General features: G+C 40.7%; 22 protein-coding genes. 9 read left to right on the forward strand and 13 right to left on the reverse strand.

What is annotated here, in order from left to right:
* Positions 1 to 113: 113 nt before the first annotated feature.
* From sfsA to PS1M3_RS12795, 8 genes are all read left to right on the forward strand, one after another.
* A complete protein-coding gene (gene sfsA, locus PS1M3_RS12760) occupies positions 114 to 833 on the forward strand; it encodes a DNA/RNA nuclease SfsA (protein WP_203984660.1) in 720 nt (239 codons plus the stop codon).
* Between the two features lie 306 nt (positions 834 to 1,139).
* Positions 1,140 to 1,583 (forward strand): RNA polymerase-binding protein DksA, encoded by a 444-nt coding sequence (dksA, locus tag PS1M3_RS12765; protein WP_006791878.1) that lies wholly within the window; start codon positions 1,140 to 1,142, stop codon positions 1,581 to 1,583.
* Between the two features lie 18 nt (positions 1,584 to 1,601).
* Entirely contained in the window at positions 1,602 to 2,504 is a 903-nt protein-coding gene (gene gluQRS, locus PS1M3_RS12770; RefSeq protein ID WP_203984662.1) for a tRNA glutamyl-Q(34) synthetase GluQRS, read from the forward strand.
* Positions 2,505 to 2,691: 187 nt separating this feature from the next.
* The gene (gene pcnB, locus PS1M3_RS12775) at positions 2,692 to 4,119 is read left to right on the forward strand and encodes a polynucleotide adenylyltransferase PcnB (protein ID WP_006791876.1); all 1,428 of its coding nucleotides are present in this window, start codon (positions 2,692 to 2,694) and stop codon (positions 4,117 to 4,119) included.
* Between the two features lie 4 nt (positions 4,120 to 4,123).
* Positions 4,124 to 4,609, forward strand: coding sequence for a 2-amino-4-hydroxy-6-hydroxymethyldihydropteridine diphosphokinase (gene folK / locus PS1M3_RS12780; protein WP_008130948.1), 486 nt, complete (start codon positions 4,124 to 4,126; stop codon positions 4,607 to 4,609).
* A gap of 31 nt (positions 4,610 to 4,640) precedes the next feature.
* A complete protein-coding gene (gene panB, locus PS1M3_RS12785; protein WP_006791874.1) occupies positions 4,641 to 5,435 on the forward strand; it encodes a 3-methyl-2-oxobutanoate hydroxymethyltransferase in 795 nt (264 codons plus the stop codon).
* Positions 5,435 to 6,283 (forward strand): pantoate--beta-alanine ligase, encoded by an 849-nt coding sequence (gene panC, locus PS1M3_RS12790; RefSeq protein WP_203984664.1) that lies wholly within the window; start codon positions 5,435 to 5,437, stop codon positions 6,281 to 6,283. The genes panB and panC overlap by 1 nt, the downstream gene beginning before the upstream one ends.
* A 28-nt stretch (positions 6,284 to 6,311) precedes the next feature.
* Entirely contained in the window at positions 6,312 to 6,548 is a 237-nt protein-coding gene (locus PS1M3_RS12795) for a hypothetical protein (RefSeq protein ID WP_203984666.1), read from the forward strand.
* 68 nt (positions 6,549 to 6,616) lie between these two features.
* Here the strand turns inward: PS1M3_RS12795 and PS1M3_RS12800 are convergent, their stop codons facing one another.
* The 12 genes from PS1M3_RS12800 to PS1M3_RS12855 form a co-directional block, all read right to left on the reverse strand.
* The gene (locus tag PS1M3_RS12800) at positions 6,617 to 7,585 is read right to left on the reverse strand and encodes a PstS family phosphate ABC transporter substrate-binding protein (RefSeq protein WP_006791871.1); all 969 of its coding nucleotides are present in this window, start codon (positions 7,583 to 7,585) and stop codon (positions 6,617 to 6,619) included.
* Between the two features lie 90 nt (positions 7,586 to 7,675).
* On the reverse strand, positions 7,676 to 9,007 hold the full coding sequence (gene phoR / locus PS1M3_RS12805; protein ID WP_039036458.1) for a phosphate regulon sensor histidine kinase PhoR: 1,332 nt from the start codon (positions 9,005 to 9,007) through the stop codon (positions 7,676 to 7,678).
* A gap of 60 nt (positions 9,008 to 9,067) precedes the next feature.
* The gene (gene phoB, locus PS1M3_RS12810; protein WP_006791869.1) at positions 9,068 to 9,757 is read right to left on the reverse strand and encodes a phosphate regulon transcriptional regulator PhoB; all 690 of its coding nucleotides are present in this window, start codon (positions 9,755 to 9,757) and stop codon (positions 9,068 to 9,070) included.
* Between the two features lie 587 nt (positions 9,758 to 10,344).
* The gene (gene fba, locus PS1M3_RS12815; RefSeq protein ID WP_006791868.1) at positions 10,345 to 11,409 is read right to left on the reverse strand and encodes a class II fructose-bisphosphate aldolase; all 1,065 of its coding nucleotides are present in this window, start codon (positions 11,407 to 11,409) and stop codon (positions 10,345 to 10,347) included.
* Between the two features lie 200 nt (positions 11,410 to 11,609).
* On the reverse strand, positions 11,610 to 12,785 hold the full coding sequence (locus PS1M3_RS12820; RefSeq protein WP_006791867.1) for a phosphoglycerate kinase: 1,176 nt from the start codon (positions 12,783 to 12,785) through the stop codon (positions 11,610 to 11,612).
* 68 nt (positions 12,786 to 12,853) lie between these two features.
* Positions 12,854 to 13,870, reverse strand: coding sequence for an erythrose-4-phosphate dehydrogenase (gene epd / locus PS1M3_RS12825; RefSeq protein ID WP_006791866.1), 1,017 nt, complete (start codon positions 13,868 to 13,870; stop codon positions 12,854 to 12,856).
* A 165-nt stretch (positions 13,871 to 14,035) separates the two neighbouring features.
* Entirely contained in the window at positions 14,036 to 14,296 is a 261-nt protein-coding gene (locus PS1M3_RS12830; protein WP_203984668.1) for a hypothetical protein, read from the reverse strand.
* A 26-nt stretch (positions 14,297 to 14,322) separates the two neighbouring features.
* Complete coding sequence (locus PS1M3_RS12835) at positions 14,323 to 15,054, reverse strand: SIMPL domain-containing protein (protein ID WP_203984676.1); 732 nt, start codon at positions 15,052 to 15,054, stop codon at positions 14,323 to 14,325.
* Between the two features lie 139 nt (positions 15,055 to 15,193).
* Positions 15,194 to 15,817 (reverse strand): 3'-5' exonuclease, encoded by a 624-nt coding sequence (locus PS1M3_RS12840; protein WP_203984684.1) that lies wholly within the window; start codon positions 15,815 to 15,817, stop codon positions 15,194 to 15,196.
* A 7-nt stretch (positions 15,818 to 15,824) separates the two neighbouring features.
* Entirely contained in the window at positions 15,825 to 17,663 is a 1,839-nt protein-coding gene (locus PS1M3_RS12845) for a DUF294 nucleotidyltransferase-like domain-containing protein (RefSeq protein ID WP_203984692.1), read from the reverse strand.
* A gap of 105 nt (positions 17,664 to 17,768) precedes the next feature.
* Positions 17,769 to 19,493 carry a sodium:solute symporter family protein gene (locus tag PS1M3_RS12850; RefSeq protein ID WP_203984694.1) on the reverse strand — a complete coding sequence of 575 codons (1,725 nt, stop codon included), beginning with the start codon at positions 19,491 to 19,493 and terminating at the stop codon, positions 17,769 to 17,771.
* A 10-nt stretch (positions 19,494 to 19,503) separates the two neighbouring features.
* Complete coding sequence (locus PS1M3_RS12855) at positions 19,504 to 19,767, reverse strand: DUF4212 domain-containing protein (protein WP_004586074.1); 264 nt, start codon at positions 19,765 to 19,767, stop codon at positions 19,504 to 19,506.
* Between the two features lie 411 nt (positions 19,768 to 20,178).
* Here PS1M3_RS12855 and PS1M3_RS12860 point away from each other — a divergent pair, with 411 nt between their 5' ends.
* Entirely contained in the window at positions 20,179 to 23,619 is a 3,441-nt protein-coding gene (locus PS1M3_RS12860; protein ID WP_138740515.1) for a PAS-domain containing protein, read from the forward strand.
* 75 nt (positions 23,620 to 23,694) lie between these two features.
* On the opposite strand, the gene PS1M3_RS12865 is transcribed toward PS1M3_RS12860, so the two are convergent.
* The gene (locus tag PS1M3_RS12865) at positions 23,695 to 26,361 is read right to left on the reverse strand and encodes a DUF2339 domain-containing protein (protein ID WP_008128911.1); all 2,667 of its coding nucleotides are present in this window, start codon (positions 26,359 to 26,361) and stop codon (positions 23,695 to 23,697) included.
* Between the last annotated feature and the right edge of the window lie 36 nt (positions 26,362 to 26,397).

Raw genomic sequence — 26,397 nt, forward strand, 5'->3', positions numbered from 1 at the left:
TAGAATATCCTTGCACTTAAATGTGCTGTTGAGTTTACTATAGTGCGCCTAAGTTCCCAACAGCTTGAGATAAATAACCCCTATCACGCTATTTAACCGCATTGGACACAACCATGAAGTACACACCTGCACTGCAATCAGCCACACTATTAAAACGCTACAAGCGCTTTTTAGCTGATTTAAAATTAAACAATGGCGCTGAGTTTACCGCCCATTGTGCTAACACCGGAAAAATGACCGGCTGCGCCGAACCAGGTTTTACTGCTTTTTATTCAACCAGCGATAACGCAAAACGAAAATATCCACATTCATTAGAGCTGACCAAAAACAATTTAGGGCAATTAATATGTGTTAATACAGCGGTAGCCAATAAAGTAGTAGAAGAAGCGATTAATCATAAAGTGATTGATGAATTAACAGGCTATGAGCAACTTCAAAGTGAAGTTAAATACGGCAGTGAAAATAGCCGAATCGACTTTTTACTCACAACCCCAAACAAACCAAGCTGCTACGTTGAAGTTAAATCGGTCACTTTAATAAGCCAAGATGATCCACACAGCGGCCAAGGTTACTTTCCGGATGCACAAACACTGCGTGGACAAAAACACCTTCGCGAACTTATTGAAGTGGTCGAATTAGGCCATCGCGCCGTACTAATGTTCGCTGTTTTGCATGAGGGTATTAATATTGTTAGCGCGGCGGCGCATATTGATGAAAAATACGCAGCGCTTTTACAACAAGCCATCGATGGCGGTGTTGAAGTTATCGCTTATAAAGCACTTATTTGCGCAAACGAAGTCGTTCTTCATAAAAAAATAGCATTTGTAGCTTAATGTATAACCCAATCATTAAGCTCAGTAATTGTAATTAGAACAAACAACGCGATGAAAAGATTGAAGCAATAAAAATCAATTCCAGAGTTAAACTTGTTTTTTAAAGTTTTGCCCTCATATATAGGCAAGTTTTACAAACCAGTAAGTTAGTTAAATAAGCACCCTCATTTAACGCACTTTTTACTCGCAAAGCATGGTTGAAGCTAATTCGAATAATTAAAAATAAATTTGCCTAGGGTATAAGTTTCTGTTATTTATACCGCCGGCTAATGCTGAGGCATTAAATTAAGGATTTAGGAGAGAGTTATGCCAGACCAAAAGAAACATGGTTTATTGGCTCAAGCCGGTTTAGAACCATACCAAGAAAAACCAGGCGAAGAGTATATGAATGAAGCACAACGTGCTCATTTCAAAACGATTTTAGAAACTTGGCGTAACGATTTACGTAACGAAGTTGATCGTACAAAATCGCATATGCAAGACGAAGCTGCTAACTTTCCTGACCCAGTTGACCGCGCTGCACAAGAAGAAGAGTTTTCTTTAGAACTTCGAACTCGTGACCGCGAACGTAAATTAATTAAAAAAATTGAAAAAACAATTATTTTAATTAAAGAAGATGATTTTGGCTTTTGTGAGTCTTGTGGTATTGAAATTGGTATTCGCCGCCTAGAAGCGCGACCAACTGCTGATTTATGCGTAGACTGTAAAACACTTGCAGAAATTAAAGAAAAACAAGCTGGACGCGGCTAATTAACCCTATTAATTAGCATGCCACCTACAGCCGTTACTGCGCCTATGCGCAACTATCGCGGTCGTTTTGCACCGTCTCCTTCTGGGCCACTTCATTTTGGCTCACTTGTTGCGGCTGTGGGCAGTTACCTTGATGCAAAAGCAAATAAAGGGTCTTGGCTCGTCCGTATCGAGGATATAGACACCACTCGGGTGGTGAAAAATGCCGACACCGATATTCTAAATACCTTACAAGCCTATTGCCTCCACTGGGATGAATCAGTTGTTTATCAAACTAAGCGGCTCGATTTATACCAAGACGTAGTCAGCTCCCTTGAAAATCAACAATGTGTTTATGCTTGCCACTGTAGCCGAAAACAAATAAAAGCATTGGGTGGAATTTACCAAGGCCAGTGTAAAAACCTTGGACACCCAACCCATACAGGCGCACTTCGATTAACACAATGCCATGCAACCACACACTTTAACGATCTGATTCAAGGTGATATTTGTGTTAGTAGCGAGCTGGCACACGAAGATTATATAATAAAGCGCAGTGATGGCTTATTCGCCTACCAATTAGTGGTTGTTGTGGACGATATTGACCAAGGCATAAATAGGATTGTTAGAGGCGCCGATTTAATTGAGCCAACAGCACGGCAAATCAGTTTATTTAAACAACTTAATCACCCTATTCCTGAGTTTGCTCACTTACCTTTAGCCGTTGCCAAGCCCGGTTTTAAACTATCTAAACAAAACTACGCTCCTGCAATTAGTAAAGCAGAGCCAAAACCCGCATTGATAAGTGTCTTTGAATTTTTAGGCTTGCCAACTCATGCCAATTTAATGGATTTAACTACTGAGCAACTCATTGAGTGGGGCGTAAATACCTTTGAGTTAAAGCAAGTGCCGCAAGTCGCTGAAATACAAATTTCTCAGTAGCAAACAAGTTAAGCCAAGCAATTTACTAAACTGTGTAAATAAAATCGTTAAAAACAGCTTAATTTCAACACATCAACTTAATTTTTAAACCCTGCTGGTATATGATAGCCGCCTAAATATGTGCTATTTGAGTAAGACGGTGAGTATTGGGGTTTAACACCACTATTTGCGGTTATTTTTGATTGCGATGAAAGGCCAATCAACACCTTCTAGGAGACGGATTATTATTTCCAAGCTTTTTCAATTTTGCCGACAGATAATCGGCCCAAATACGAGTGCTGAAAATGCCTCTGCCTCTGTAAGCAGCGAACCATTAGTAATCACGCGCGGTGAGCATGGTATTTCTCGTAAACAATTTAGCCCAAATGCAATCAAAGTTTTATACCGATTAAAAGACGGTGGCTTTGATGCCTACCTCGTTGGTGGTTGTATTCGCGATATATTGTTAGGTCAACAACCTAAAGACTTTGATGTAGTCACTAACGCAACGCCCGACCAAGTTAAAAAGCTATTTAGAAACTGTAGATTAATTGGTCGCCGTTTTCGTTTAGCGCACATTGTTTTTGGCCGTGAAATTATTGAAGTGGCAACCATGCGCGGTCATCACGAAGCGCCTGAGTCTAAAAACCAAATAAGCCAATCAAGTACTGAAGGGCAATTATTACGCGACAACGTATTTGGTAGCATTGAAGAAGATGCCGAGCGCCGTGATTTTTCAATTAACGCGCTGTATTACTCAATTAACGATTTTAGCATTCATGATTACGCCAATGGTTTAGCCGCTATTAAAGCAAAACAAATAGAGCTTATTGGCGATCCTGAAACACGCTACCGTGAAGATCCAGTGCGTATGTTACGCGCAGTTCGATTTGCAACAAAGCTTGATATGAGCATTGCGCCTAATAGCGAAAAGCCGATCAGCGAGCTTGCCAGCTTACTTGATAACATTCCACCGGCGCGTTTGTTTGAAGAAGTGCTTAAACTGTTTTTAAACGGTAAAGCTGAAGCTAACTTTTTAATGCTTCGCCAATACGGGCTTTTCCGTGCATTATTTCCTGCGCTTGATAAAATTTTAGAAGCCAACCCAAATGGCTTAGAACAAGCCTTTGTTCAGCAAATGTTTCAAAATACCGATAAACGCATAAATGCTGATAAAAAAGTAACGCCTGCATTTATTTTTGCCGCGCTATTATGGTTCCCACTTTTAGCAATAACCAAAAAGCTTCAAGCCGAAGAACAACTTAGCGAGTACGATGCCTTTGCACAAGCAATGAATAAAGTACTTAGCGAAAGCGCACAACATATTGCAGTTCCAAAACGCTTTACGTTGGGTGCGCGCGATATTTGGCACATCCAGCACCGTTTAGATAAACGTGCAGGCCAACGTGCTTACAGGTTAACGCAACAACCGCGCTTTAAAGCCGCTTACGACTTTTTATTATTGCGCGTTGATGCGGGTGAAACTGAGCATAAAGAACTTGCACAGTGGTGGACTCAATACCTTAGCCAAGATATTAACGGTCAAAAAGACATGGTTAAAAACTTAGGTCATCAAGGTGGTCCAAAGCCGCGTAAACGCTCTCGTCGCCGCGCACCAAGAAAGCCAGCTGAGTAATAACATGAACTGTGTTTATTTAGGGTTAGGTGCTAACTTAAGCTCGCCTAAACAACAGCTTGATAACGCGATTGCGGCACTTAAAAAACTGCCGCATAGCGAGTTTGTAAGCGTGTCTCACTATTACGCAAGTAAACCCATGGGACCGCAAGACCAACCCGACTACATTAACGCAGTTGCATGTATTAATACCCATCTTGAACCAGAACAGCTACTTGATTTAACACAAAAAATTGAACTAGAGCACGGCCGTGTTAGAAAAGCTGAACGTTGGGGTCCTCGAACGCTAGACATAGATACCCTTTTGTTTGGTAATAAAATTATTAATACTGCACGCTTAACTGTGCCCCATTATGGCTTGAATGAACGCGAGTTTGTGGTGTATCCACTGCTTGAACTTGCGCCAGAACTTATTTTACCCAGCGGCATTGCACTAAAAACCATTGCAACTAATTTACCGCTCAACGACTTACAACAATTACCTCTGTAATTAACCAAGGCTTGTGCCTGCGAGGAATATTATGTCTAAAATAACCGTTTCTACTTTAAATAAAATGAAAGCAGAAAATAACAAAATCACAGCATTAACTGCTTACGATGCAAGCTTTGCAAAGTTATTTCATGATAATGGCGTTAACGTTATTTTAGTCGGTGATTCATTAGGTATGGTGCTGCAAGGCGGTGATGATACGCTTGGCGTAACCAACCAAGATATTGCTTATCATACGCGCTGTGTGCGTGCAGGAAGCCGTGAATTATTTGTTATTGCTGACATGCCATTTATGACATATTCAAGCGTTAACGACACCTGTAAAAATGCCGCAGAACTTATGCGCGCTGGTGCAAACATGGTTAAACTTGAAGGTGGCGAATGGCTTTACGACAGTATTAAAGCGCTTACTCAACAAGGTATTCCTGTGTGTGGGCACTTAGGCCTTACCCCTCAATCTGTGCACGTATTTGGCGGCTTTAAAATCCAAGGCCGCGAAGAAGACAAAGCACAAAAAATGATTGATGATGCAAAAGCACTTGAAGCCGCTGGCGCACAATTATTAGTACTTGAGTGTATCCCGAGTGCATTGGCAAAACGTATTACTGATGCACTTAGTATTCCAACCATAGGCATTGGTGCTGGTAATGTGACCGACGGTCAAATATTAGTAATGCACGACCTAGTGGGTATTTCGGCAGGTTATATTCCAAAATTTTCAAAAAACTTTTTATTAGAAACTGGCAACATGCCAGCGGCCGTTCAAAAATATTGTACCGATGTAAAAAGTGGCGCTTTTCCAAGTGCTGAACATGAGTTTAAATAATGCAGTCAATTACTGAAATTAAATCTTTACGTAGTCAAATTAAAGCATGGCGACAAGCGGGCTTGAGTGTGGCGTTTGTACCAACAATGGGCAATTTACACCGAGGACACTTTTCACTCGTTGAAAAAGCAAAAACTTTAGCTGATAAAGTGGTTGTTAGTATTTTTGTAAACCCAATGCAATTTGGCGCTAACGAAGATTTAGATAACTACCCACGTACATTATCAGAGGACAAACAAGGCCTTGCAGAATTAGGTACTGATATTGTATTTACACCAAGTGTTAGCACAATTTATCCAAATGGGCTTGGTGAGCAAAGCTTTGTTGACGTACCAGGCGTGTCGCTTGGTTACTGTGGTGGTTCGCGCCCAGGGCACTTTAAAGGCGTTGCAACTGTTGTGACTAAGCTATTTAACCTGGTGCAACCTGACTACGCTTGCTTTGGTGAAAAAGACTTTCAGCAACTGCAAGTGATTAAAACGATGGCTCGCGACCTATCTATGCCTGTTGAAATTATTGGTGTACCCACCATGCGTGAAGTATCAGGGCTTGCTATGAGCTCACGTAATGGCTACCTATCAGCAGAGCAAAAAACAACAGCAACTGCTTTATTTAAAGCGCTAGGCCAGTGTGCCGAGCAGCTTAAGCAAGGTAATAAAGATTTCACTTCGCTTAAAGCACATGCTAAACAAAGCCTAGAGCAAGCAGGCTTAAAGCCAGACTATTTTGAGATAGCTCAACGAGATACCTTAAAAAGTGCTACACTCGATGATAACCATTTTGTTATTTTAGCCGCCGCCTTTTTAGGCTCTGTGAGATTAATTGACAACATGCAGGTCGATATTTAATTTATTGAGCTTACTTTAAGGATTAAAAATGCATATATTAATAAAAACAAGCGTGGTTGCGCTCACTTTAGCTGTTTTAGTCGGTTGTCAAAACCATGTTGAAAATGCCGAGATGAACCAATGTGCTCAACAAAACTTTCGTTGCGAAAGCACCTGCGAGCAACAAACAACAGCTGAAGGGCTTAAGCAACAGGTGTGTTCTGCTAAATGTGTAGAAACATACAACCAATGTAAAGCACGTGCTGAAAAGTTAGGTGGTATTTAATTCCCTAAAATGTTTAATTTTAAGCACAAAAAAACCGCTCAATGAGCGGTTTTTATTGCTTAGATTTATTATTTTAAACCTAGCTTTTTAAGCTCTACTTCAACTAGCTTTGCAGAAAGAGGAACATAACCATCTTTTTCTACAATTTGTTGACCGTCTTTTGAAAGAATCATTTTTAAGAATTCAGCTTCCATCGGAGACAAGGCTTTATTTGGGTGCTTGTTAACGTACACGTATAAAAAGCGAGAAAGTGGGTATTTACCTTGCGCAACGTTATCAAGTGTTGCATCTACAAAGTTAGTGCCTTTTTTAGACAATGGAACAGTACGTACACCTGACGTTTTGTAACCAATACCTGAGTAACCAATTGCGTTCAGTGAAGACGAAATTGATTGTACTACAGATGCAGAACCCGGCTGTTCATTTACGTTATTACGGAAGTCACCTTTACACAGTGCTTTTTTCTTAAAGTAACCGTAAGTACCTGATACAGAGTTACGTCCGTATAATTGAATGTCGCGTGCTGCCCAGCTACCTTCAAGGCCTACATCGCTCCAACGGTTAACTTGCTCTGACGCACCACACTTACGAGTTGATGAGAAAATAGCGTCAACTTGGTCAATACGAAGACCTTCAATAGGGTTATCTTTGTGTACATAAACAGCAAGTGCATCAATAGCTACGCGAACGGCTGTTGGCTTGTAACCGTAACGTTTTTCAAACGCTTCGATTTCTTTTGATTTCATTGCGCGGCTCATTGGACCTAGGTTAGCAGTACCTTCGGTTAATGCTGGAGGCGCTGTAGAAGAACCTGCCGCTTGAATTTGAATGTTTACATTTGGGTAAATACGTTTGTACTCTTCAGCCCAAAACGTCATCATGTTAGCTAAAGTGTCAGAACCTACTGATGAAAAGTTGCCTGATACGCCGCTGATTTTTTGATACTCAGGAATGTCTTGATCTAAAGCCACTGCTTGAGCAGATACGAAAGTTGTAACAGCCACACCCATTGCGGCAACTAAATTTTTAAATTTCATGTGGGTTCTCCGATTTGTTCGTCCCATTTTCTAACTGCTGCCCACTCTAAAGTGAGTACATGACAATGATATGACTCTTAAATGACACTTTTATGACTTTACCAAAACTTGTTGTTTATTTTGGGGTTCAACGATCTTATCTATTGAAAAACAAAAAGAAAAACAAGAACCCTTTCCAACTTCACTGGTGATATTTAATTTACTATCGTGACGTGTTAACACATGTTTTGTAATTGCCAAGCCTAAACCAGACCCACCTGTGGTTCTGCTTCGTGCTTTATCCACACGATAAAACCGCTCAGTCAGTCGATTAATATGTTCTGCAGCAATGCCATCACCGTTATCAACAACAGTAAAACAAGCGGTATTATTTTTACGAAGCCAGCTAACCTGTATTTTTCCGCCAGGTTTAGTGTAATGAATAGCGTTAAAGACTAAATTAGAAAACGCACTACGCAGCTCATCTTCAGAGCCTTTTATGTCGAGTGTGTTATCTATATCAAAGAGTAATTCGTGGCCTTTGTCTTGATTAATAGACTGGGCTTCTGTTTGAATATAACCAAGTAACTGAGGTACATTAATCGCTTTATCGTTGTCTTGTCGGCGCGAACCTTCTATTCGGGAAAGGGATAATAACTGGCTGACCAAGCTGTCCATACGTTTACACTGCTCAAGCATGGTAGATTGTGCTTTATTCCACATTGCAGGAGGCGGTAAGTTGTCGCTGTCCATCATTTCAAGGTAGCCTGTAACCACCGTAAGCGGCGTACGCAGCTCATGCGATACATTGGCAACAAAATCTTTACGCATTTGTTCAAGCTGCTTTAAACGGGTTACGTCGCGCACCACAACCATTAACTGCGTAGTTGCATAGGGCATTACCCTAAACTCAAGCACTTGTTCAATAGCATGGCCATTATCAAGTTCTAGTGCTTCGTCAAAATTACCTTTGTGCATATATTTTGCAAACTTAGGTTCGCGTATTAAGTTATCTAAGCGCTGCCCATGATCGGTAGGCCACTGCAGCCCTAGTACCTTAAGCGCTAGCTGATTGCACCACACAATGCTTAAATCGGTTTGAAGCACAATAACAGCATCGGGTACTGCTTCGGCCCCATCACGAAATCGCCTAATTAAATCGGCCAATTCATTTCGTTTTTTTCGGTTACGGTGTTGTAGGTGATAAATGCCTTCAAACACTTGCTCCCATGCACCTTCGCCTTCAGGGGGGTTAAAACTGCGCTGATTTAAAAGCCAATCGCTTAAACGGTATAATTGATGATAATGCCAAACAAGAAGTGAAAAAGAGCCTAAAAATAAAAGCAAAAAAGGTGCGCCAACTAGCACACCAATTAATAGTAAGGGTAAAAAATAGATAAACAGACGTTTTATTAACGCCTGCTTATTAACAACTCGATACATACACTCACTTTACCTTAGAGTAGTTATACACGTATAAAACTAAGCTGGTGTTTAAGTAGGTTATAGTTTACTTGAAAAACGGTACCCTGCACCACGCACGGTTTGAACCAAACGATCGTGTCCTAACGGGCCAATTGCTTTGCGTAAACGGCGAATATGAACATCAACAGTACGGTCTTCCACATACACATTGGTTCCCCACACATGATCTAACAATTGTTCACGGCTGTAAACCCGTTCAGGGTGAGTCATGAAAAAGTGAAGGAGCCTAAACTCTGTAGGGCCCATATCAAGCTCATTTCCTTCAGAAGTAACACGATGAGAAATAGGATCTAAGCGTAAGCCATGCACTTCAATCGCTTCTTCTAAAGAGGTTGGCGACACACGACGAATAACCGCTTTAATACGCGCCATTAATTCTTTTGGCGAAAACGGTTTAGTTACGTAGTCGTCAGCGCCTACTTCTAAGCCGCGTACTTTGTCTTCTTCTTCACCGCGAGCTGTAAGCATAATAATAGGTATTTGGCGCGTGTGTTCGTTTTGCTTAAACTTTTTAGCAATTTGAATACCGCTTCCGCCAGGCAACATCCAATCAAGCAATACCATATCAGGGTAAGGCTCAACCATTGCAGCAATAGCAGAATCATAATCTTCAGCTTCAATTGCCTGAAATCCATTTTGCTCTAATACAAAAACAAGCATCTCTCTGATAGGCGCTTCGTCGTCTACGACTAGTACTTTACGTGACATTCCAATTTATCTCTTAAGCTATCGAATAAGTTTTCATTATTATGACTAAGTATTACATTTTTATGAAAGTGTAACGTGTAAATTAAAATCGGGGTAAAAAAAAGCCAAATTAATAATAAAAACCTCACTACTGTCACAAATTTATATATTTTAAAAATTGAATAAAGACATTTTTAGTACTTACAAAAACTAAACTTTAAATATGTTCGAATACTCAGATCATTGCTTTACTAAGTCTGCCTTTGTTTGTATTTACTCAGCTTTTAATAGATCTGGATTTTACTAAGCTTCACTTTAAAGATCAGATTTTTACCAAGGCGATCAATGTTGAGATCAATACTCTACCTACTCAAAAAGTTAAGCTGTTGATTGTTTGTACAAATAAAAAAAGATCTGATTATTTTTAATGCTAAATAAAGCTAAAAATTACGTTTACTTAGTAAAGTAATGATCCAATACAACCTGTGTTAGTAAATGAGTGATCCCAATTGATACCGTTGGTAATTGCATGATCTGCTATTGGCAGGCAATAAAAAAGCCAGTAATAATATTACTGGCCTTACACATTGATCTGTTTAATCGATCGATTATTTAATCTGTGGTGCTAACTCGCCGCTTAAGTATTTAAGGTGCATGTCATCAAGAGAAATTGGTTTAATTTTACCAGCCTGCCCTGCCGTTCCAAACGAGTTGTAACGTGCAACACAAATCTCTGTCATCGCTTTTGTAGCTTCTGCTAGGTATTTACGTGGATCAAAGTTAGATGGATTAAGCGCCATATGACGACGAATAGCACCGGTAGACGCTAAACGTAAATCGGTATCAATATTTACTTTACGAACACCGTGCTTAATACCTTCAACAATTTGCTCAACTGGTACACCGTAGGTTTCAGGAATTTCGCCACCGTACTGGTTTATGATCTCTAGCCATTCTTGTGGTACCGACGACGATCCATGCATTACTAAATGCGTGTTAGGAATACGTGCGTGAATGGCTTTAATGCGATCAATTGCTAAAATATCATCTGTTGGTGGGCGCGTAAATTTGTAAGCCCCGTGCGATGTACCACATGCAATCGCAAGCGCATCAACATGGGTTTTATTTACAAAGTCAGCGGCTTCTTCAGGATCAGTTAGCATTTGATCAGTTGTTAATTTGCCTTCTGCGCCTACACCGTCTTCTTCGCCCGCTTCACCCGTTTCAAGTGAACCTAATACACCTAGCTCGCCCTCAACCGATACACCGCACGCATGTGCCATAGCCACTGTTTCGCGAGTAACTTCAACGTTGTATTCATAACTTGAAGGCGTTTTACCATCGCTCATTAACGAGCCATCCATCATTACTGATGAAAAACCAAGTTGAATTGAACGCTGACAAACACCAGGCGAGGTGCCGTGATCTTGATGCATTACGACAGGGATATGTGGCCATTCTTCAACGGCTGCTAAAATCATATGGCGAATAAATGGAGCACCGGCATAAGCACGAGCGCCTGCTGATCCTTGAACGATTACTGGGCTGTTTGTTTTGTCAGCCGCTTCCATTATTGCGCGCATTTGCTCTTGGTTATTCACGTTAAAAGCGGGTACGCCGTAACCATGCTCAGCTGCATGATCTAAAAGTTGTCGCATACTGATTAAAGCCATTGGGTATTCTCCAATTTATCGATAGCATTTCACTGCCATCTAGTTTGAACGGATATGTTAGTTTGGCGTTTAAATAACACCACGAAACCCACTGCTCTGCAGTTAAGCTTCGTACACATTAATTATTAAATTAGGGTGAGAGGTATTTAATAATTAATGATTAGTGAGGGTTTCCCCTCACTTTACACGGCTAAATAACTTTATTTAGCGCGTGACTCTAGCATTTCTACTGCTGGAAGCTTTTTGCCTTCTAAAAACTCTAAGAACGCACCACCACCGGTAGAAATGTAAGAAACTTTATCGGCTATGCCGTATTTATCAATTGCAGCTAAAGTATCACCGCCACCCGCAATTGAAAATGCGTTTGAATTAGCAATTGCTTGAGCAATAGCACGCGTGCCGTTGCCAAACTGATCAAACTCAAATACACCTACAGGACCATTCCATACTACCGTGCCTGCATTTGCAATAATTTTAGCAAGTTGGCTGGCGGTATCTGGGCCAATATCAAAAATCATATCGTCGCTAGTCACTTCGCTTACATCTTTAAGCGTAGCAACTGCTGACTCTGAAAACTCATTACCTACCACTACATCCGTAGGAACTGGAATTTCACCATCATTTGCCTTCGCTGCTGCACATAAACGATTTGCTTCATCCATTAAATCAGCTTCAAAAAGTGATTTACCTACCGGATTGCCTGCAGCTGCAATAAACGTATTAGCAATACCGCCGCCAGTTACTAGCTGGTCAACAATTTTAGACAGTGAATCTAATACAGTTAGTTTAGTCGAAACTTTTGAACCACCCACAATAGCCACTAATGGGCGAGCTGGATTATCAAGTGCTTTTCCTAAAGCTTCAAGTTCAGCCGATAGTAATGGGCCTGCACAGGCAACATCAGCAAATAAACCAACACCATGAGTAGACGCTTGTGCGCGGTGAGCTGTACCAAAGGCATCCATTACGTATACATCACATAAAGCTGCAAGTTGTTTTGATAACGCTTCGTCGTTTTTCTTCTCGCCTTTATTAAAGCGCACGTTTTCAAATACAACCACTTCGTTATCAGCTACATCTACGCCATTTAAGTAGTCTTTTTCAAGACGTACTGTTTGCGCTAGCGCATCGTTTAGGTAATCAGCTACAGGGGCAAGCGAATATTCTTCGTTGTATTCCCCTTCCGTAGGACGGCCAAGGTGTGACATAACCATTACTTTAGCGCCTTTCTCAAGGGCTAATTTAATAGTAGGTAGTGCAGCACGAATACGCGCATCTGACGTCACTTTACCTGCTTTAACTGGTACATTTAAATCTTCACGAATTAATACGCGTTTGCCGTTTAAATCTAAATCTGCCATTTTTATGACCGACATGAATATCTCCTTAGTTAACGATACTGAACCTGAAAAATACGTTTAAATTATTATAGTAATATAAAAAGTTACTGAGTTACTGCAACCATCGCACGCGCGGTATCGAGCATACGATTTGCAAATCCCCACTCATTATCACACCAAACAAGTAACTTTATCAGCCGTTTGTGACTAACTCGTGTCTGTGTGCCATCAATAATACAAGAATGTGGATCGTGATTAAAATCAACTGATACAAGCGGCTCTTCGGTGTAGCTTAAAATACCTTCGAGTCTATCTTTTGCTTGTGCTTTAAGTGCATTATTAACGGCCTTTAAATCTACATCGGCATTAACCGTTACACTTAAATCCATAGCCGTTACATTAATTGTTGGAACGCGAACAGCTATGGCCTCAAAGCGACCTTCAAATTTAGGTAATATGCGGTCTATACCGCGGGCAAGTTTTGTATCTACCGGAATAATAGACTGACTCGCGGCGCGGGTACGGCGTAAATCATGATGGTACGCGTCAATCACTTGTTGATCGTTCATCGATGCATGAATAGTGGTAATAGCACCCGACTCAATACCAAAGGCATCGTCTAATACTTTTATTACTGGCACTACACAGTTTGTGGTACACGAGCCGTTAGATACAATAGTATGCTCGCTTTTAAGCTCATCGTCGTTTATGCCATAAACAATTGTGGCATCTACGTCGTTATCAGCCGGATGCGAAAACAACACCTTTTTGGCGCCCGCTGTAATGTGTAACTGTGCATGCTCACGCGAATGATAAACACCAGTACATTCAAGTACCACATCTACATCAAGGGTTTGCCAAGGTAATTCTACTGGGTTTTCTTCACAAAAAAGTGCAATAGTATCGCCTGCAACACTAATGGTGTCTTCACCAAGTTTTACAGGAAAAGAAAAACGACCGTGGGATGTGTCGTATTTTAATAAATGAGCAATAGCTTCAGGGTCAGCCAGTTCGTTAATGGCAACAATTTTAATCTCGTCGCTCAAACCTGACTCGTACAACGCGCGGACAATATTTCGACCAATACGACCAAAACCATTAATTGCAAGTTTGATTGCCATGAAATATAAAATCCACTCTTTTAGCGTGCAGATAAAGGCTATGTGCCTTTTAGATGCCTGTATTGTAATCGACCTTGCGCCTGATTATAAGAGGGGGCGATTAGAAACTTTAAATTAACGTTGAAAATCCCCACATAGCATTAAAGTATACACGTTAAAATTTGCTTATAACCCGCTTCCATTGTGTGTGTTCGTACCAGAGGAAGTTCCTCCACCAAAGCTTTTAGGTATGCTTTTGGGCTTATCCTGTGAGCGATAAAACAACCACAAACCAACCGCAGCAAACAACGGAATTAACCAGACCAATATGACTTGCGCCACTTTTTGAAAAACCTCTAAATCATCGCGCTTTATTAAAAGAACGCTAACAATGAGATTCAGTAATGCAATGACACCAAACCCAATATAAAAATAATTTAATTCCATTTCTCTAATGCCTCATACCCTAATTGTTATTTTATCTCTAAATCAAACACCACGTTTATAGATGATTTAAATGTAATCGTTTCTTGCAGGTATTTACCTTGCTCAAATGGATTTCTAGTCACTTTAGAGCCGGTCACAACTATTCGCTCAAAACTATCTGCGCCATAACCATAACTTGAACGGTTAAAATGTGAATTAATACTGTAAATTTTTCCAAGTTCTGCCCCAAACGCTTTAGCAAGCTCGTTTCCTTTAACTATAGCGTTTTCTATTGCGCCTTGTGTTGCTTCAGCTTCTAACAGCGCAGCTTTTGAAGACATAAGCTCAATATTCGTCACTTCATTAATATTTACACTTAATGCAAAATCGATAAAATCATTCACCTTTTCAATATTTCTTAATGTTACTTTAAGTGTTCTTATTGCTACATATCCTGCATTAATTGCTGTACCGCTCTCGACATCAAACATATCGCCATCATTTTGGGTTAACAGGCTTGAAGCGGAAACATCAGTCTCCTTAACACCATACTTGCTTAACCCTTGAAATAACAAATTCACTCGGTCATCCACATCACGTTTAGCGTCAAGTGATTTGTCTTTAAAGCTTATTACTTCGAAAGATATTTGAGCCATATCAGGCTTTGCCAATACCTCTGCAGTACCTTGCACTGCAATATGGCGATTAGCAGGCACGCTTGAATTAGCAAAAGTGGTAAGTGGTGAAAAGAGTAGAAAAATAGTAATAAAAAGTTTCATATTCGTTCCTTGGAGTAATCAGTTAAATAATGAAGATATAACTGTACCTATAGTCATACCAATAACTATAAAAGTAAATGCTCTCTTTGTAATAGCCATAGTTTATCTCGCGCGGCATATAGCCGCGCCTGCAGCCAACCTACTTCAACTCGCCTACTTTTAGCTCTTTACCTCGGCTTATTTGATGGCACTGAGCTAGTAGTAATTCTGCAGTTGCTTGTGCATCGGTCAGTGCATGATGGCAATGATAGCTCGGTAACTCATAACGAGTGCGACAGGCATTTAGGGTTAAATCATCTTGTTTTATTTCAGTTGATTGGTTAAGTAGTCGCTTTTTTTCTATATTAAGGGTGTCGAGTATTAGTTTAGGCCGGGTGGTTATATTGGCATTTTTAAGCGCTATTTTTAAAAACCCCCAATCGAGAGCTGCGTTATGAAATACTAAAATACAATCGTTAAAATGAGCGCTTAAGCTTTTTAAAATAAGGTTTAAGCTAAGCCCAGTATTAATAGCTTCGTTACTAATACCATGAAAAACCGGGCTTTGTTCAAGGCTTTTTACGTCTTTATTAATAAAATGTTGCGACTCGCTCATTTTTATACATTGGCTATCAATTACAACCCATGCAACCGACACTATTTCGTGCTGTTTTGAGTCAAGCCCTGTGAGCTCTAAATCAATCACCAAATAGCGCTGCGAGAATGCATTTTTTGCTAGTAATTGACGGCGCTTTATATACCGCGTAAGTAACATTTTTACCATGAGAGCCTCACAAACTGCCCCGTGCAAATTTAAACGCGGCGCCTTGCTGCGCTTGTTTTACTAAATAAAACGCTTCTTTTAACTGATGGCGCTCTAGTGAATTTAATTTATTAGGGTTAATACAGTTGCTTGGTAACCCCTCTTCATTAATTTGTGTGCTTAATCGCAGCTGAGTTAAAAACCGCCAACAGTCTTTTAAGTTGTAAATATCGTCTTTGTTGATGAGGTTATACTTTAATAATGCTTCTAGGCGCTCTTGGGTGTTAGCCCGTTTAATTCCCGCTTTTAATGCGTATAAGCGCACTATGTCGTTAATGATCACCACACCGCGTTTTTTCAAATCTATGTATTTGTGGTTGTTGTCATCTTTTTGCGTTTTAAACTTGTTAAATAACCCTATGGGTACGCTGTTATTATTTATGTCGGTAGCCATGGCTGCATAAAATAAATCGTTTCGCGATATCCGCACTAATTGTTCACAAAATGCGGTATATAACGAATTTGAACCTTCTATAAAGCGTAAATCAAAAAATATTTTACAATTAAGCATGGCTTCGGGGGTTGGGCTTTTTATCCATTTAAAAAAGCGTTCCGACCAATCGTTCACGCTCATGCGGCATAAGTCACTGCTTGCCATTATGTTACCAGGGCATCGCCTAATGCCGCATTCAACGAGTTGTTCGCAAACAAACTCTCCCATTTTTTTAAAGTAAGTATGCTGCTCTTGAGTTAAATCGTTGGGGAGCAGTAGGCCGTTATCTTGATCTGAATGTAATGTTTGCTCTTCGCGCGCTTGTGAGCCAAAGCATATAAAACTAAAACTGGTTGGGGCTGCGCCGTGATCTTCTTGAAATAGTCTGATCAAGCGCGATGTTAATGCATCGGTTAACCCGCTTAGTAATTTACCAATAAGTGAAATATCGTCAATATTATGAGAGAAGCTCTTTAGTAAATCGGGCACTTCTTTGGCGTAACGTTTTAAGTCGGTCACGTTATGCGCTTTATAAATGCGGCCAATGAGCTGCACTGGATCACTTTTTTGTTGGCGCAGTAAATCAGTACTGGTGAGCATACCTATCGGGTTATGGCTTTCATCAAGCACTGGCAAGTGGTGAATATTATATTTAAGCATTAAATGCAACGCAGAAAACACGCGATTATTTTCAAATATAAATTTAGGGTTTGTGGTCATTATGCTGCTAACCGCTTCTTGCGGGTCTACCTCGTCGGCAAGCACCCTATTTCGCAGATCGCGGTCTGTTACCACGCCAACTAAATGGGCGTGTTGAATAACCATAATTGACGACACACCGTGCTCTTTCATTTTTTTAGCGCTTTGTCGAATGCTGGCATCGGGTGAAAGCGTTATGGCTGTGCGGGTCATGAGTTCAGATATTCTGCGCTCTGACCAACTGTCGTTTTTACTTTTATAATGTGATGATAGTAATCTATTGGCGTGAGCTCTAACAAAGTATTGCTCAAAAGGTTTGTACTCTCGGCGTAAAAAATCAAAGTGTTCTTGGTTGAGCATATACACTATGCCCTCTTTTTGAACCGCCAATTTATTTTGAATTGCTTCGCCAGTTAAAAGCGAGGGAAAACCAAAATAATCACCTTGTGCCAGACGCGCCACGACTTCACCTTTAGCATCAACTAGATCGTAAAGACCTGAGCGAATTAAAAAAAGCTTTGGGTGTTCGCTCTGTAGCCACTGCGCTTGGTTTTCTCGCGTTAAATAAATAACATCAAGATGGTTTACAAAGTAGTCGCAAGCACTGTTATCGAGCATGCTGAACGGCGCTTGAAGGTAAACATATTGGGCCACTTCTTGTTGTTCTACACTCATTGTTACACTCACTTAAAAGTATACACAGCACCAATGTACTCATTATTTATACAAATAAAAAGCCCGACTAAGGTCGGGCTTTTGGTACTTTACATATAAGTTGGCTTAATGCGCGTGCGCTTCTGCCGACCCTTTAGGATTACGAATACCTTCTACCATTTCTTGTATTTCAACAGGTGTTGGTTGAGTAAATTTCAGTACTACGGCAGCAACAACAAAGTTAACTACCATACCGACTAAACCTATACCTTCAGGCGAAATACCTAAGAACCAATTCTCTGGGCTGTTAAGCTCAGGGCTCACAAATTTAAAGAAGATGATATACGCTGCAGTAAAGCCAATACCGGTAATCATGCCTGCAATAGCGCCTTCTCTGTTCATTGTTTTAGAGAATATTCCCATAATAATTGCAGGGAAGAAACTCGCCGCAGCTAAACCAAAGGCAAAGGCCACCACCGACGCTACAAAGCCAGGCGGATTAATACCAAAGTAAGCAGATATAACAATGGCAATCATCGCGGCTAATCGAGCGGCCAGTAGCTCTTGTTTATCACTAATATCGGGTTTCAGAGTACGTTTGAGTAAATCGTGCGAAACAGAAGTCGAAATAACCAGTAGTAAACCCGCTGTTGTCGACAGTGCTGCAGCAATCCCCCCTGCGGCTACAAGTGCAACAACCCATGCAGGTAAATTAGCTATCTCAGGATTAGCCAATACCATAATATCGCGGTCTACTTTTACTTCATTTGCGCTATTTGGATCTTCTATTTTACCTGCTGTGTAGAACATTTTGCCGTCACCATTTTTATCATTAAAAGTGATTAGGCCTGTACGCTCCCAGTTTTTGATCCACGCTGGTGCTTCTGCGTACGCTGTGCCGCTGCCGTCTTTACCATTGATTGTATCGATCATGTTTACACGTGCAAACGAAGCAACTGCTGGTGCGGTAGTATAAACAATAGCAATAAATACCAACGTCCACGCTGCTGAAATACGCGTATCTTTTACACGCGGTACAGTGAAGAAGCGAACAATTACATGTGGTAAACCTGCAGTACCGACCATTAATGCACCTGTAATGGCGAATACATCAATCATGCTTTTAGAGCCTTCGGTGTATTGTGCAAAACCCAGCTCTGCGCTTAACCCGTCAAGTTTATCAAGTACATACATACCTGAGCCGTCACTTAAAGTGGCACCAAAGCCTGTTTGTGGAAAGAAGTGACCCGTCATCATCATTGAGATAAAAATAGCCGGAACTAAGTATGCAAATACAAGTACACAATACTGCGCTACTTGTGTATAGGTAATGCCTTTCATGCCGCCAAGAACCGCATAGAAAAATACAATCACCATACCAATGTAAACACCGGTTTCAATTTCTACTTCTAAAAAGCGAGAAAACACAACGCCTACGCCGCGCATTTGCCCTGCAATATAAGTAAAACAAATAAATATGGCACATAAAATGGCCACTAAGCGCGCTGTGCGCGAGTAGTAACGGTCGCCAATAAAGTCAGGTACTGTGAACTTGCCGAATTTACGTAAGTAAGGCGCTAAACACATAGCGAGCAATACGTAACCGCCAGTCCACCCCATTAAGTAAACGCCGCCATCATACCCTGCGAACGAAATAATACCCGCCATTGAAATAAACGACGCGGCGCTCATCCAGTCAGCTGCAGTTGCCATACCATTAGCTAGTGGAGGTACGCCGCCGCCCGCTACGTAAAATTCGTTTGTTGAACCCGCACGGGCCCAAATTGCAATGCCGATATAAAGCGCAAAGCTTAAACCAACAATTATAAATGTGAGTGTTTGAACATCCATTGCTTAGCTCCTATTCGTCTACGCCGTATTTTTTATCTAACGTATTCATTTTGAAAACGTACACAAAAATCAAAGCCACAAAGGTGTAAATCGCGCCTTGCTGGGAGAACCAGAAGCCAAGTTTAAACCCAAAAAAACGTACTTCATTCAGTACATCTACCAGTAATATGCCAAAGCCAAATGAGACCACAAACCACACTGCTAGTAATTTAAACAGTAGTGAAATGTTTTCAGCCCAATAAGCTTTTGCTTGTTCTTCGTCTTTAAAAGCCATTTTTATTTTCCCCTTTAAGCACCGCAGTATCGCGATGGGTGGTTTTTTATCTTCGCTAATCAATTTAGCAACGCAGCTCACATATTGAATTGAGACCATAGTCGTAACACCTGATTAACGTTTACGTAAACTGCATTTAACCTATTTAATAGAAAACGTTATTTTTATTTAATATCAGCATGTTACGTTTTTTATACTTGCTATACTTATTGCTGATTTACCACTCAGCTCACAAATGCGACATTAGTCTAATACGGGGGCTCTTTACTTTTTATTGTTATTATTCAGTAAGATATATTTTCACTTTAATTTACTATTTAAAATCAACCCCCACACCTAAGCTCAGTTCTGGTATTGTGTAATAACCTCTGGGTTGAGGGTCATTTAAAAATAATAAGGGTTAATAACACCATGACTGCCGTTCTGATTATTGTTGCATTAGGGTATATAGGGGTACTGTTTTGGCTAGCAAACTGGGGCGATAAAACAACGCCTTTGGCAAAGCGTATTAGTCATCATCCTTTTGTGTATTCGTTTGCAATTGGTATTTACTGTACCTCTTGGACCTATTACGGCTCGGTAGGAACCGCAGCCACCAGCAGCTGGAGCTATTTACCTATTTTATTGGGTCCGGCCTTATTGTTTTTTTTCGGGCAGGGGTTTTTACGCAAACTGGTTTTGGTTAGTAAAAAACAAAACATCACGACCATTGCCGACTTTATTTCCGCCCGTTATGGCAAACGCCAAACCACCGCCATTTTGGTGACTCTTATTGCGCTGCTAGCCACTATTCCTTACATTGCGTTGCAACTTAAAGCCCTAAGCACTAGCTTTTTGCTATTGCAAAATAGCAATAAAATATCGGGGGATATGCTGGCACTTTCTGCCACACTTATCATGGCATTATTTGCAATATTTTTTGGTACCCGCAAAGTCGATGTCACCGAGTATCGCTCTGGGTTAATGCTAGCTGTAGCATTCGAATCTTTAATCAAGCTTTTTGCATTAATGGCTGTGGCAGGCCTCGCTATTTATACATTATTCAACCTACCAGAAACCTCATCAGCTCAGTTAACCGAATCTGCTTGGGCACACTGGAGTAACTTTAATTTTTTTAGTTTTAATTTTATTGGTCAATCCCTTATGGCGGCCGCGGCAATTATTTGTTTACCCCGCCAGTTTCATGTAACCGTGGTCGACAACCAAAATAAGCGTCATTTAAATACCGCTCGTTGGGCGTTCCCCTTATATTTATTACTAACCGCAGCAATGATTTTACCTATAGCGACTGCCGCTATTCACCCAAATATTGGTATTGGTTATTCGCCAGACAGCTTTGTACTGGCACTGCCGCTAATTAACGACAACGCCTTTTTAACCACCTTTGTATTTATTGGTGGCCTATCGGCTGCAACTGCCATGATTGTGGTTGCAACACTGACTCTAAGTACCATGATCTCAAACGATGTAGTGCTGCCATTAATACTGCGTCGTAAGTTTAAACGTAACCTAATTACCACCAGCTATAAGGCACAAATTTTATTAGTAAGGCGCTTTACCATTGCCGGTATTTTAATATTGGCTTATTTTTATCAACAATGGTTTGGCCATAGCAGCGCACTGGCTAGTATGGGCTTAGTTGCCTTTTCGTTAGTGACTCAGTTATTGCCCTCTATTGTTGGTGGCTTATATTGGCGAAAAGGTCATGCCTATGGCGTTTATGCTGGTCTTTTAGCTGGTATAACCTGCTGGGTGCTGTTCTTAATGTTACCCATTTTAGATGCAGGTAATACCTTAAATAGCGAGTTACAACAAACACTCATCACTCGTGGAACACTCATCGCACTCTTTGCAAATATTGGTTGTTATATTAGTTTTTCTTTAGGAGCCGAAGAGCGCCTTATTGATAAAATTCAGGCCGCGGCGTTTGTAAATCCAAAAGATCAGGCTATTTTGTCTCGCCGTTTGAATAAAGATGTTAAAGCCACGGTTTACGACTTTAAAATATTGCTGCAAACCTTTTTAGGCATACAACGCAGTCAACAAGTACTGGCTCATTACGCACTTGCGCACCATTTAAACGACAATAACGCTCACCCAGAGCCCGAATTTATAGCCTATTGCGAACGCGCATTAACCGGTGTTTTAGGCGCGTCATCTGCACAGGCGCTCATTCATACGGTGTCATCGGGCAAGCGCATGGCATTTGAAGAAGTGGTTAACTTTTTTGATGAAACCACACAAGCCCTACAATTTAACCAAAACCTATTATTTACCTCTTTAGAAAACTTAAGCCATGGTATTTCGGTTGTTGATAAAAACTTAAAGCTAGTGGCATGGAACAAGCGCTACAGTGCCATGTTTAACTACCCTGAAGGTTTTTTAGAAGTTGGCCAACCCATAGAGGATATTATTAGATACAACGCTAAACGCGGTGAATGTGGGCCTGGCGAAATAGAACGCCAAATAGAAAAACGCGTGCAACATTTAAAAAATGGTAGCTCTCATCACTTTATACGCCACCGTCGTAATGGCCAAGTGTTTGAGATGATTGGTAATCCACTGCCTGATGGCGGCTTTGTAACGAGCTTTTCTGATATCACAACTCACATAAGCACCCAAAATGCGCTTGAAGAAGTGAACATGGATCTAGAAAACCGTATTGAGGCGCGAACCCAAGAAGTACAAACAATAAATAAAGACTTACAAGCGCAAATAGACAGCCGAGTACAAACGGAGGAAGCACTTACTTTAGCAAAACGAGAGGCCGAACAAGCAAACGACAGTAAAACGCGCTTTTTAGCACTCGCTAGCCACGATATTTTACAACCCCTCAATGCAGCGCGTTTATACCTAGCTGCCATTGATGAAAAACAACTTGATGCCACCAATGCAAATAACTTTAATAAGCTTGGTGACAGCCTAGATTCGACTGTTCACTTAATGTCAGCCCTACTTGAAATAGCTAAACTAGAGCAAGGCGCAATGACCCCCACACCGCGCCACTTTTACATTGAAGATATTTTAGCGCCGCTAAAAAGTGAGTACGCTATTTTATCAAGTGATAAGGGGCTAAAGCTCACCGTGCGTTCTGGTGGCCAAGTTGTGCATAGCGATATCACCTACCTGCGCCGAATTATTCAAAATTTAGTGTCTAATGCTGTTAAATATACCGATAAAGGACGCGTGTTAGTGGCATGTAGAAACCGAAAACATAGCCTGCGCATTGAAGTATGGGACACAGGCCCTGGTATTAGCGACGTTGAACAAGCCAAAATATTTAACGATTTTTATCGCGTCGAGTCTGGCGACAACAAAGGCGTAGGGCTGGGCCTTGGCGTGGTGAAGCGTATGGCAGATTTATTAAGTTTAGAGCTTGATGTGCACTCAGAACCCGGTAAAGGCAGCCGCTTTAGTATTGACGTACCCTATGGTGACGCTCAGTTTGTTCAGCAAAAAAGCGCAGCGAGTAACCTAATAGAAAACCGTACCGCAATAAACATTATTGCCGTAGATGACGATCCAGAAAACCTCGCAGCTATGGCAAGCTTACTTAAAAAGTGGCAAGCAAATTATACCCTGTTTGATAATGTCGAAAACGTCATGTCGCATGCTAAAGCGCATAGCGCACCGGATGTTATATTAATGGATTACCAGTTAGGCAATGAGTGCGATGGCATCACTTTAATTAAAACACTCAGAGAAATATGGCAAAGCGACATTCCGGCTATTTTAATTACCGCAGTACGCGACACCGAACTTAAACAAGAAACAAAAGCAGCTAATATTCACTACTTAAGTAAACCTATTAAGCCGGGTAAATTAAAAGCCCTGCTTAATCACAGCACTTAATTTGCAACTTAGTTAATCGCAAATAAAAAGCCCAGTACGTTTACTGGGCTTTGCTTAATAAAGTGTCTATATATTTTATATTGTTTTTGAGCGGCTTCTAAGCTTTTGAAATAACCAACTTAGCCCAACTAACGAAAGCCCTAAACCAATAAACGACAGGGCTTTTAACAGCCCCGTTAAATTAGCCATATCAATTAAAAACACTTTTACAATAACAGCCGCAAGTAATCCTAAGCCTATTTTTTGAATAAGTAACTGGTTTTTAAGGTGTCCGAATATAACCGTACCAGCGCCCAGTATTAGCCAAATAACAGAGTAGCTATACAACTCTTCGTTACTGGCCCCTTTTGATAGATAAATATAAGCCCCTTGCCAGTATTGACGAATAAAACTGTTAATGGCAATTAAGCCAAGTAAACCTGCAACACCAAGTACAAACGGCGCTATCTTAGCCTTTATAGGTTTAATAAGTGAGTATAACCAAACCGTTAAGCCGGCTGGTACTAACCAAAGTAAAAACAGCCAGTTAAGTACTGGGAGCTCACCAATATAAATAGAGGTTAATAACGGGTTATCGTCGAGTAGTGTTTTAAGTGACATAAAGCCAGCGCCGCCTGCTAATAAACTCCCTGCAATTTGATAAAGCTTAGCTAAGCTCCCCGCAATACGTGCACGATGCAAATAAACGCAGCCCAGCGCAAGCCAATTACAGGTAAGCAAAACTTGCTCATAAAAACTAAGCGCGTCAAATTGTGGGGAGTGCCCAACGAGCTGGTAACTGGTTTCGGTTGTAATGAACAACGCAAAGCAATGAAGCGCGGCCCCTTCTAACCACACTTTTAATTGCGATGTTTTATAGCATTTAGCTGTGGCAAAAAATAATGCGGTACACAGCGGATATACAATAATACTCCAGTGCAAGCCAAATAATGTAAGAGCGTCGTAACTTGGTGTCCAAGGCGCAAGCGTTAACCGAAGTAATAAAGCAGCCACTAGCGCTTTAATAGGCCAATGCGGCATAGGCACATTATAACGCTTTATGAGCACACTAATTAACAGTACTTGAATAGCTAATGCAATGGTTAAACCGCTGTCGCTTAGAAGCATTGTTATAGCTAAAGTAATATTCGCATTTGCGCCTACCCAGTAAGTAAAACGCTGAAACAACGTTGTATTATGCTGCGCACACTTAATTAAAATAGCCGCAACCACACATAATACAAAAGCCCAAAGTGGATAAGCGATGCTTAATGCATTGTTTGGAATTAGTACATACAAGGTACTTATCATGACAAAAACGCTAAATGCCGCAGTAATATGAAACGCTAATCGTTTTACCTGTTTTTTACCAAAATAAAGTCCGTACGCCATAAAGCCAAAACCAAGCAATAACCCTAAGCCGTATTCGCTTTTAAATATAAATAATCCATCATCAAAAAAAGCGGATAAAGAATTCATTTGCTCTGCGCTTATAATCATTAGCGTAGCAATAACGAGTGATAGCCCTTGCCATAGATCCCAGCGACTATTTTTAAGTGCTAAAAATAATAACAATCCAATACTTAATACACCGATAGTTTGCCATTCTAAATTGTAATAGCTTATCGACATGGTAAAAATTAGCGGAACTATAAAGGCAAGGAGTAAAAGGTGATCGGGGAATACTTTTATAAGGCGCTTTAAAGAGTGCGGACGATGTTCAATACTTTTTAATTTAAAACCCAAACGCGGCAAAGCAATCAGGCCAACAATACTCAGTAATGCAAAGGTTGCAAGTAACCAAGGTGTATTACTTTTTAGCTGCATTATTATAAAACCAACTAAATACCAACCAATATGCCCTGCCCACATTAAATACCAAAGCCAAGCTCGCTGCACTTTGTGTGCAACCAAGGATGCCGATAAACTAACAAAGCCAACATACATAAATAATGCAAATACGTTGCTACTGCCGGTATTAACCCAAATAGGCACGCTGTAAGCACCAATAATTCCTAACACCGCTAGCAATGGCCCAAGTGTTATTGCCATTATGCTCGCACTTATGGCAATAATAGCTAGCACAATAAAAGCAGTTGTAGGGCTAAGCATTTCATAGCTACTGTAAGCTAAAAGCGTTAATGCAAAACAAGTTATAAACCCGCCACTGGCAAGTGCTGCAGGTATGTAGTTATTAAAGCCTTCAAAAATAATACGTTTATAGTGTAAATAGCTTGCAGCTATGATCAAACCTACCCCAAATAAACCACCTAAGCTGAGCCTCATTATGGGTGATAAAAGCCCTGCTTCTAAGCTGTATTTAGCTAAAAATATGCCGCCAAAAGCAAGCGCTATTGCGCCAATCCAGGTCATCCAATTTTGTTCAAACCCGGTGCGTAGTTTTTCAAACACGGAGGCAATAAATAAAGGGATAGCGGGGTTCGCTTTTATTGATTTAACGTTAGGCGTTACAACCGTATTTACTGGCTCATTTTGCGCTGAATTACTTTTTGGTACTGAGCTGGGCTCTACTTCATAAGCAGTAGATTGTGCACTTAAAGGCGCAACGTGTTTTGAGGATGAAAAAATTTTTGTATCAGAATGATCAGCACTTGGGCTTGCCTGCAGCTTGACTACTTTAGCCCTTAAAATCGCGATTTCTTGCTTTAGGCCGTTTACTTGTATTAATGCAATTAATCCACACAAAGCACCGGTTGCAATAATCAGCATGACTATCACTATTAACCCAATAAAATCATCCATGGCACACTCTTATTATTTATTATGTCATGAGTGTAC

The organism is Pseudoalteromonas sp. PS1M3 (genome assembly GCF_016865405.1).
GTDB classification, from domain to species: Bacteria; Pseudomonadota; Gammaproteobacteria; order Enterobacterales; family Alteromonadaceae; genus Pseudoalteromonas; species Pseudoalteromonas marina.

What these genes read in the sequence shown, in the direction of transcription:
- phoR (WP_039036458.1), bottom strand. Translation starts at nt 9,007, where the DNA reads ATGTATCGAGTTGTTAATAAGCAGGCGTTAATAAAACGTCTGTTTATC.
- PS1M3_RS12820 (WP_006791867.1), bottom strand. Translation starts at nt 12,785, where the DNA reads ATGTCGGTCATAAAAATGGCAGATTTAGATTTAAACGGCAAACGCGTA.
- PS1M3_RS12850 (WP_203984694.1), bottom strand. Translation starts at nt 19,493, where the DNA reads ATGGATGTTCAAACACTCACATTTATAATTGTTGGTTTAAGCTTTGCG.
- folK (WP_008130948.1), top strand. Translation starts at nt 4,124, where the DNA reads ATGAACTGTGTTTATTTAGGGTTAGGTGCTAACTTAAGCTCGCCTAAA.
- PS1M3_RS12835 (WP_203984676.1), bottom strand. Translation starts at nt 15,054, where the DNA reads ATGAAACTTTTTATTACTATTTTTCTACTCTTTTCACCACTTACCACT.
- PS1M3_RS12800 (WP_006791871.1), bottom strand. Translation starts at nt 7,585, where the DNA reads ATGAAATTTAAAAATTTAGTTGCCGCAATGGGTGTGGCTGTTACAACT.
- panB (WP_006791874.1), top strand. Translation starts at nt 4,641, where the DNA reads ATGTCTAAAATAACCGTTTCTACTTTAAATAAAATGAAAGCAGAAAAT.
- phoB (WP_006791869.1), bottom strand. Translation starts at nt 9,757, where the DNA reads ATGTCACGTAAAGTACTAGTCGTAGACGACGAAGCGCCTATCAGAGAG.
- PS1M3_RS12830 (WP_203984668.1), bottom strand. Translation starts at nt 14,296, where the DNA reads ATGGAATTAAATTATTTTTATATTGGGTTTGGTGTCATTGCATTACTG.
- dksA (WP_006791878.1), top strand. Translation starts at nt 1,140, where the DNA reads ATGCCAGACCAAAAGAAACATGGTTTATTGGCTCAAGCCGGTTTAGAA.
- panC (WP_203984664.1), top strand. Translation starts at nt 5,435, where the DNA reads ATGCAGTCAATTACTGAAATTAAATCTTTACGTAGTCAAATTAAAGCA.
- gluQRS (WP_203984662.1), top strand. Translation starts at nt 1,602, where the DNA reads ATGCCACCTACAGCCGTTACTGCGCCTATGCGCAACTATCGCGGTCGT.
- fba (WP_006791868.1), bottom strand. Translation starts at nt 11,409, where the DNA reads ATGGCTTTAATCAGTATGCGACAACTTTTAGATCATGCAGCTGAGCAT.
- epd (WP_006791866.1), bottom strand. Translation starts at nt 13,870, where the DNA reads ATGGCAATCAAACTTGCAATTAATGGTTTTGGTCGTATTGGTCGAAAT.
- PS1M3_RS12840 (WP_203984684.1), bottom strand. Translation starts at nt 15,817, where the DNA reads ATGGTAAAAATGTTACTTACGCGGTATATAAAGCGCCGTCAATTACTA.
- PS1M3_RS12795 (WP_203984666.1), top strand. Translation starts at nt 6,312, where the DNA reads ATGCATATATTAATAAAAACAAGCGTGGTTGCGCTCACTTTAGCTGTT.
- PS1M3_RS12845 (WP_203984692.1), bottom strand. Translation starts at nt 17,663, where the DNA reads ATGAGTGTAGAACAACAAGAAGTGGCCCAATATGTTTACCTTCAAGCG.
- PS1M3_RS12865 (WP_008128911.1), bottom strand. Translation starts at nt 26,361, where the DNA reads ATGGATGATTTTATTGGGTTAATAGTGATAGTCATGCTGATTATTGCA.
- PS1M3_RS12855 (WP_004586074.1), bottom strand. Translation starts at nt 19,767, where the DNA reads ATGGCTTTTAAAGACGAAGAACAAGCAAAAGCTTATTGGGCTGAAAAC.
- PS1M3_RS12860 (WP_138740515.1), top strand. Translation starts at nt 20,179, where the DNA reads ATGACTGCCGTTCTGATTATTGTTGCATTAGGGTATATAGGGGTACTG.
- pcnB (WP_006791876.1), top strand. Translation starts at nt 2,692, where the DNA reads ATGAAAGGCCAATCAACACCTTCTAGGAGACGGATTATTATTTCCAAG.
- sfsA (WP_203984660.1), top strand. Translation starts at nt 114, where the DNA reads ATGAAGTACACACCTGCACTGCAATCAGCCACACTATTAAAACGCTAC.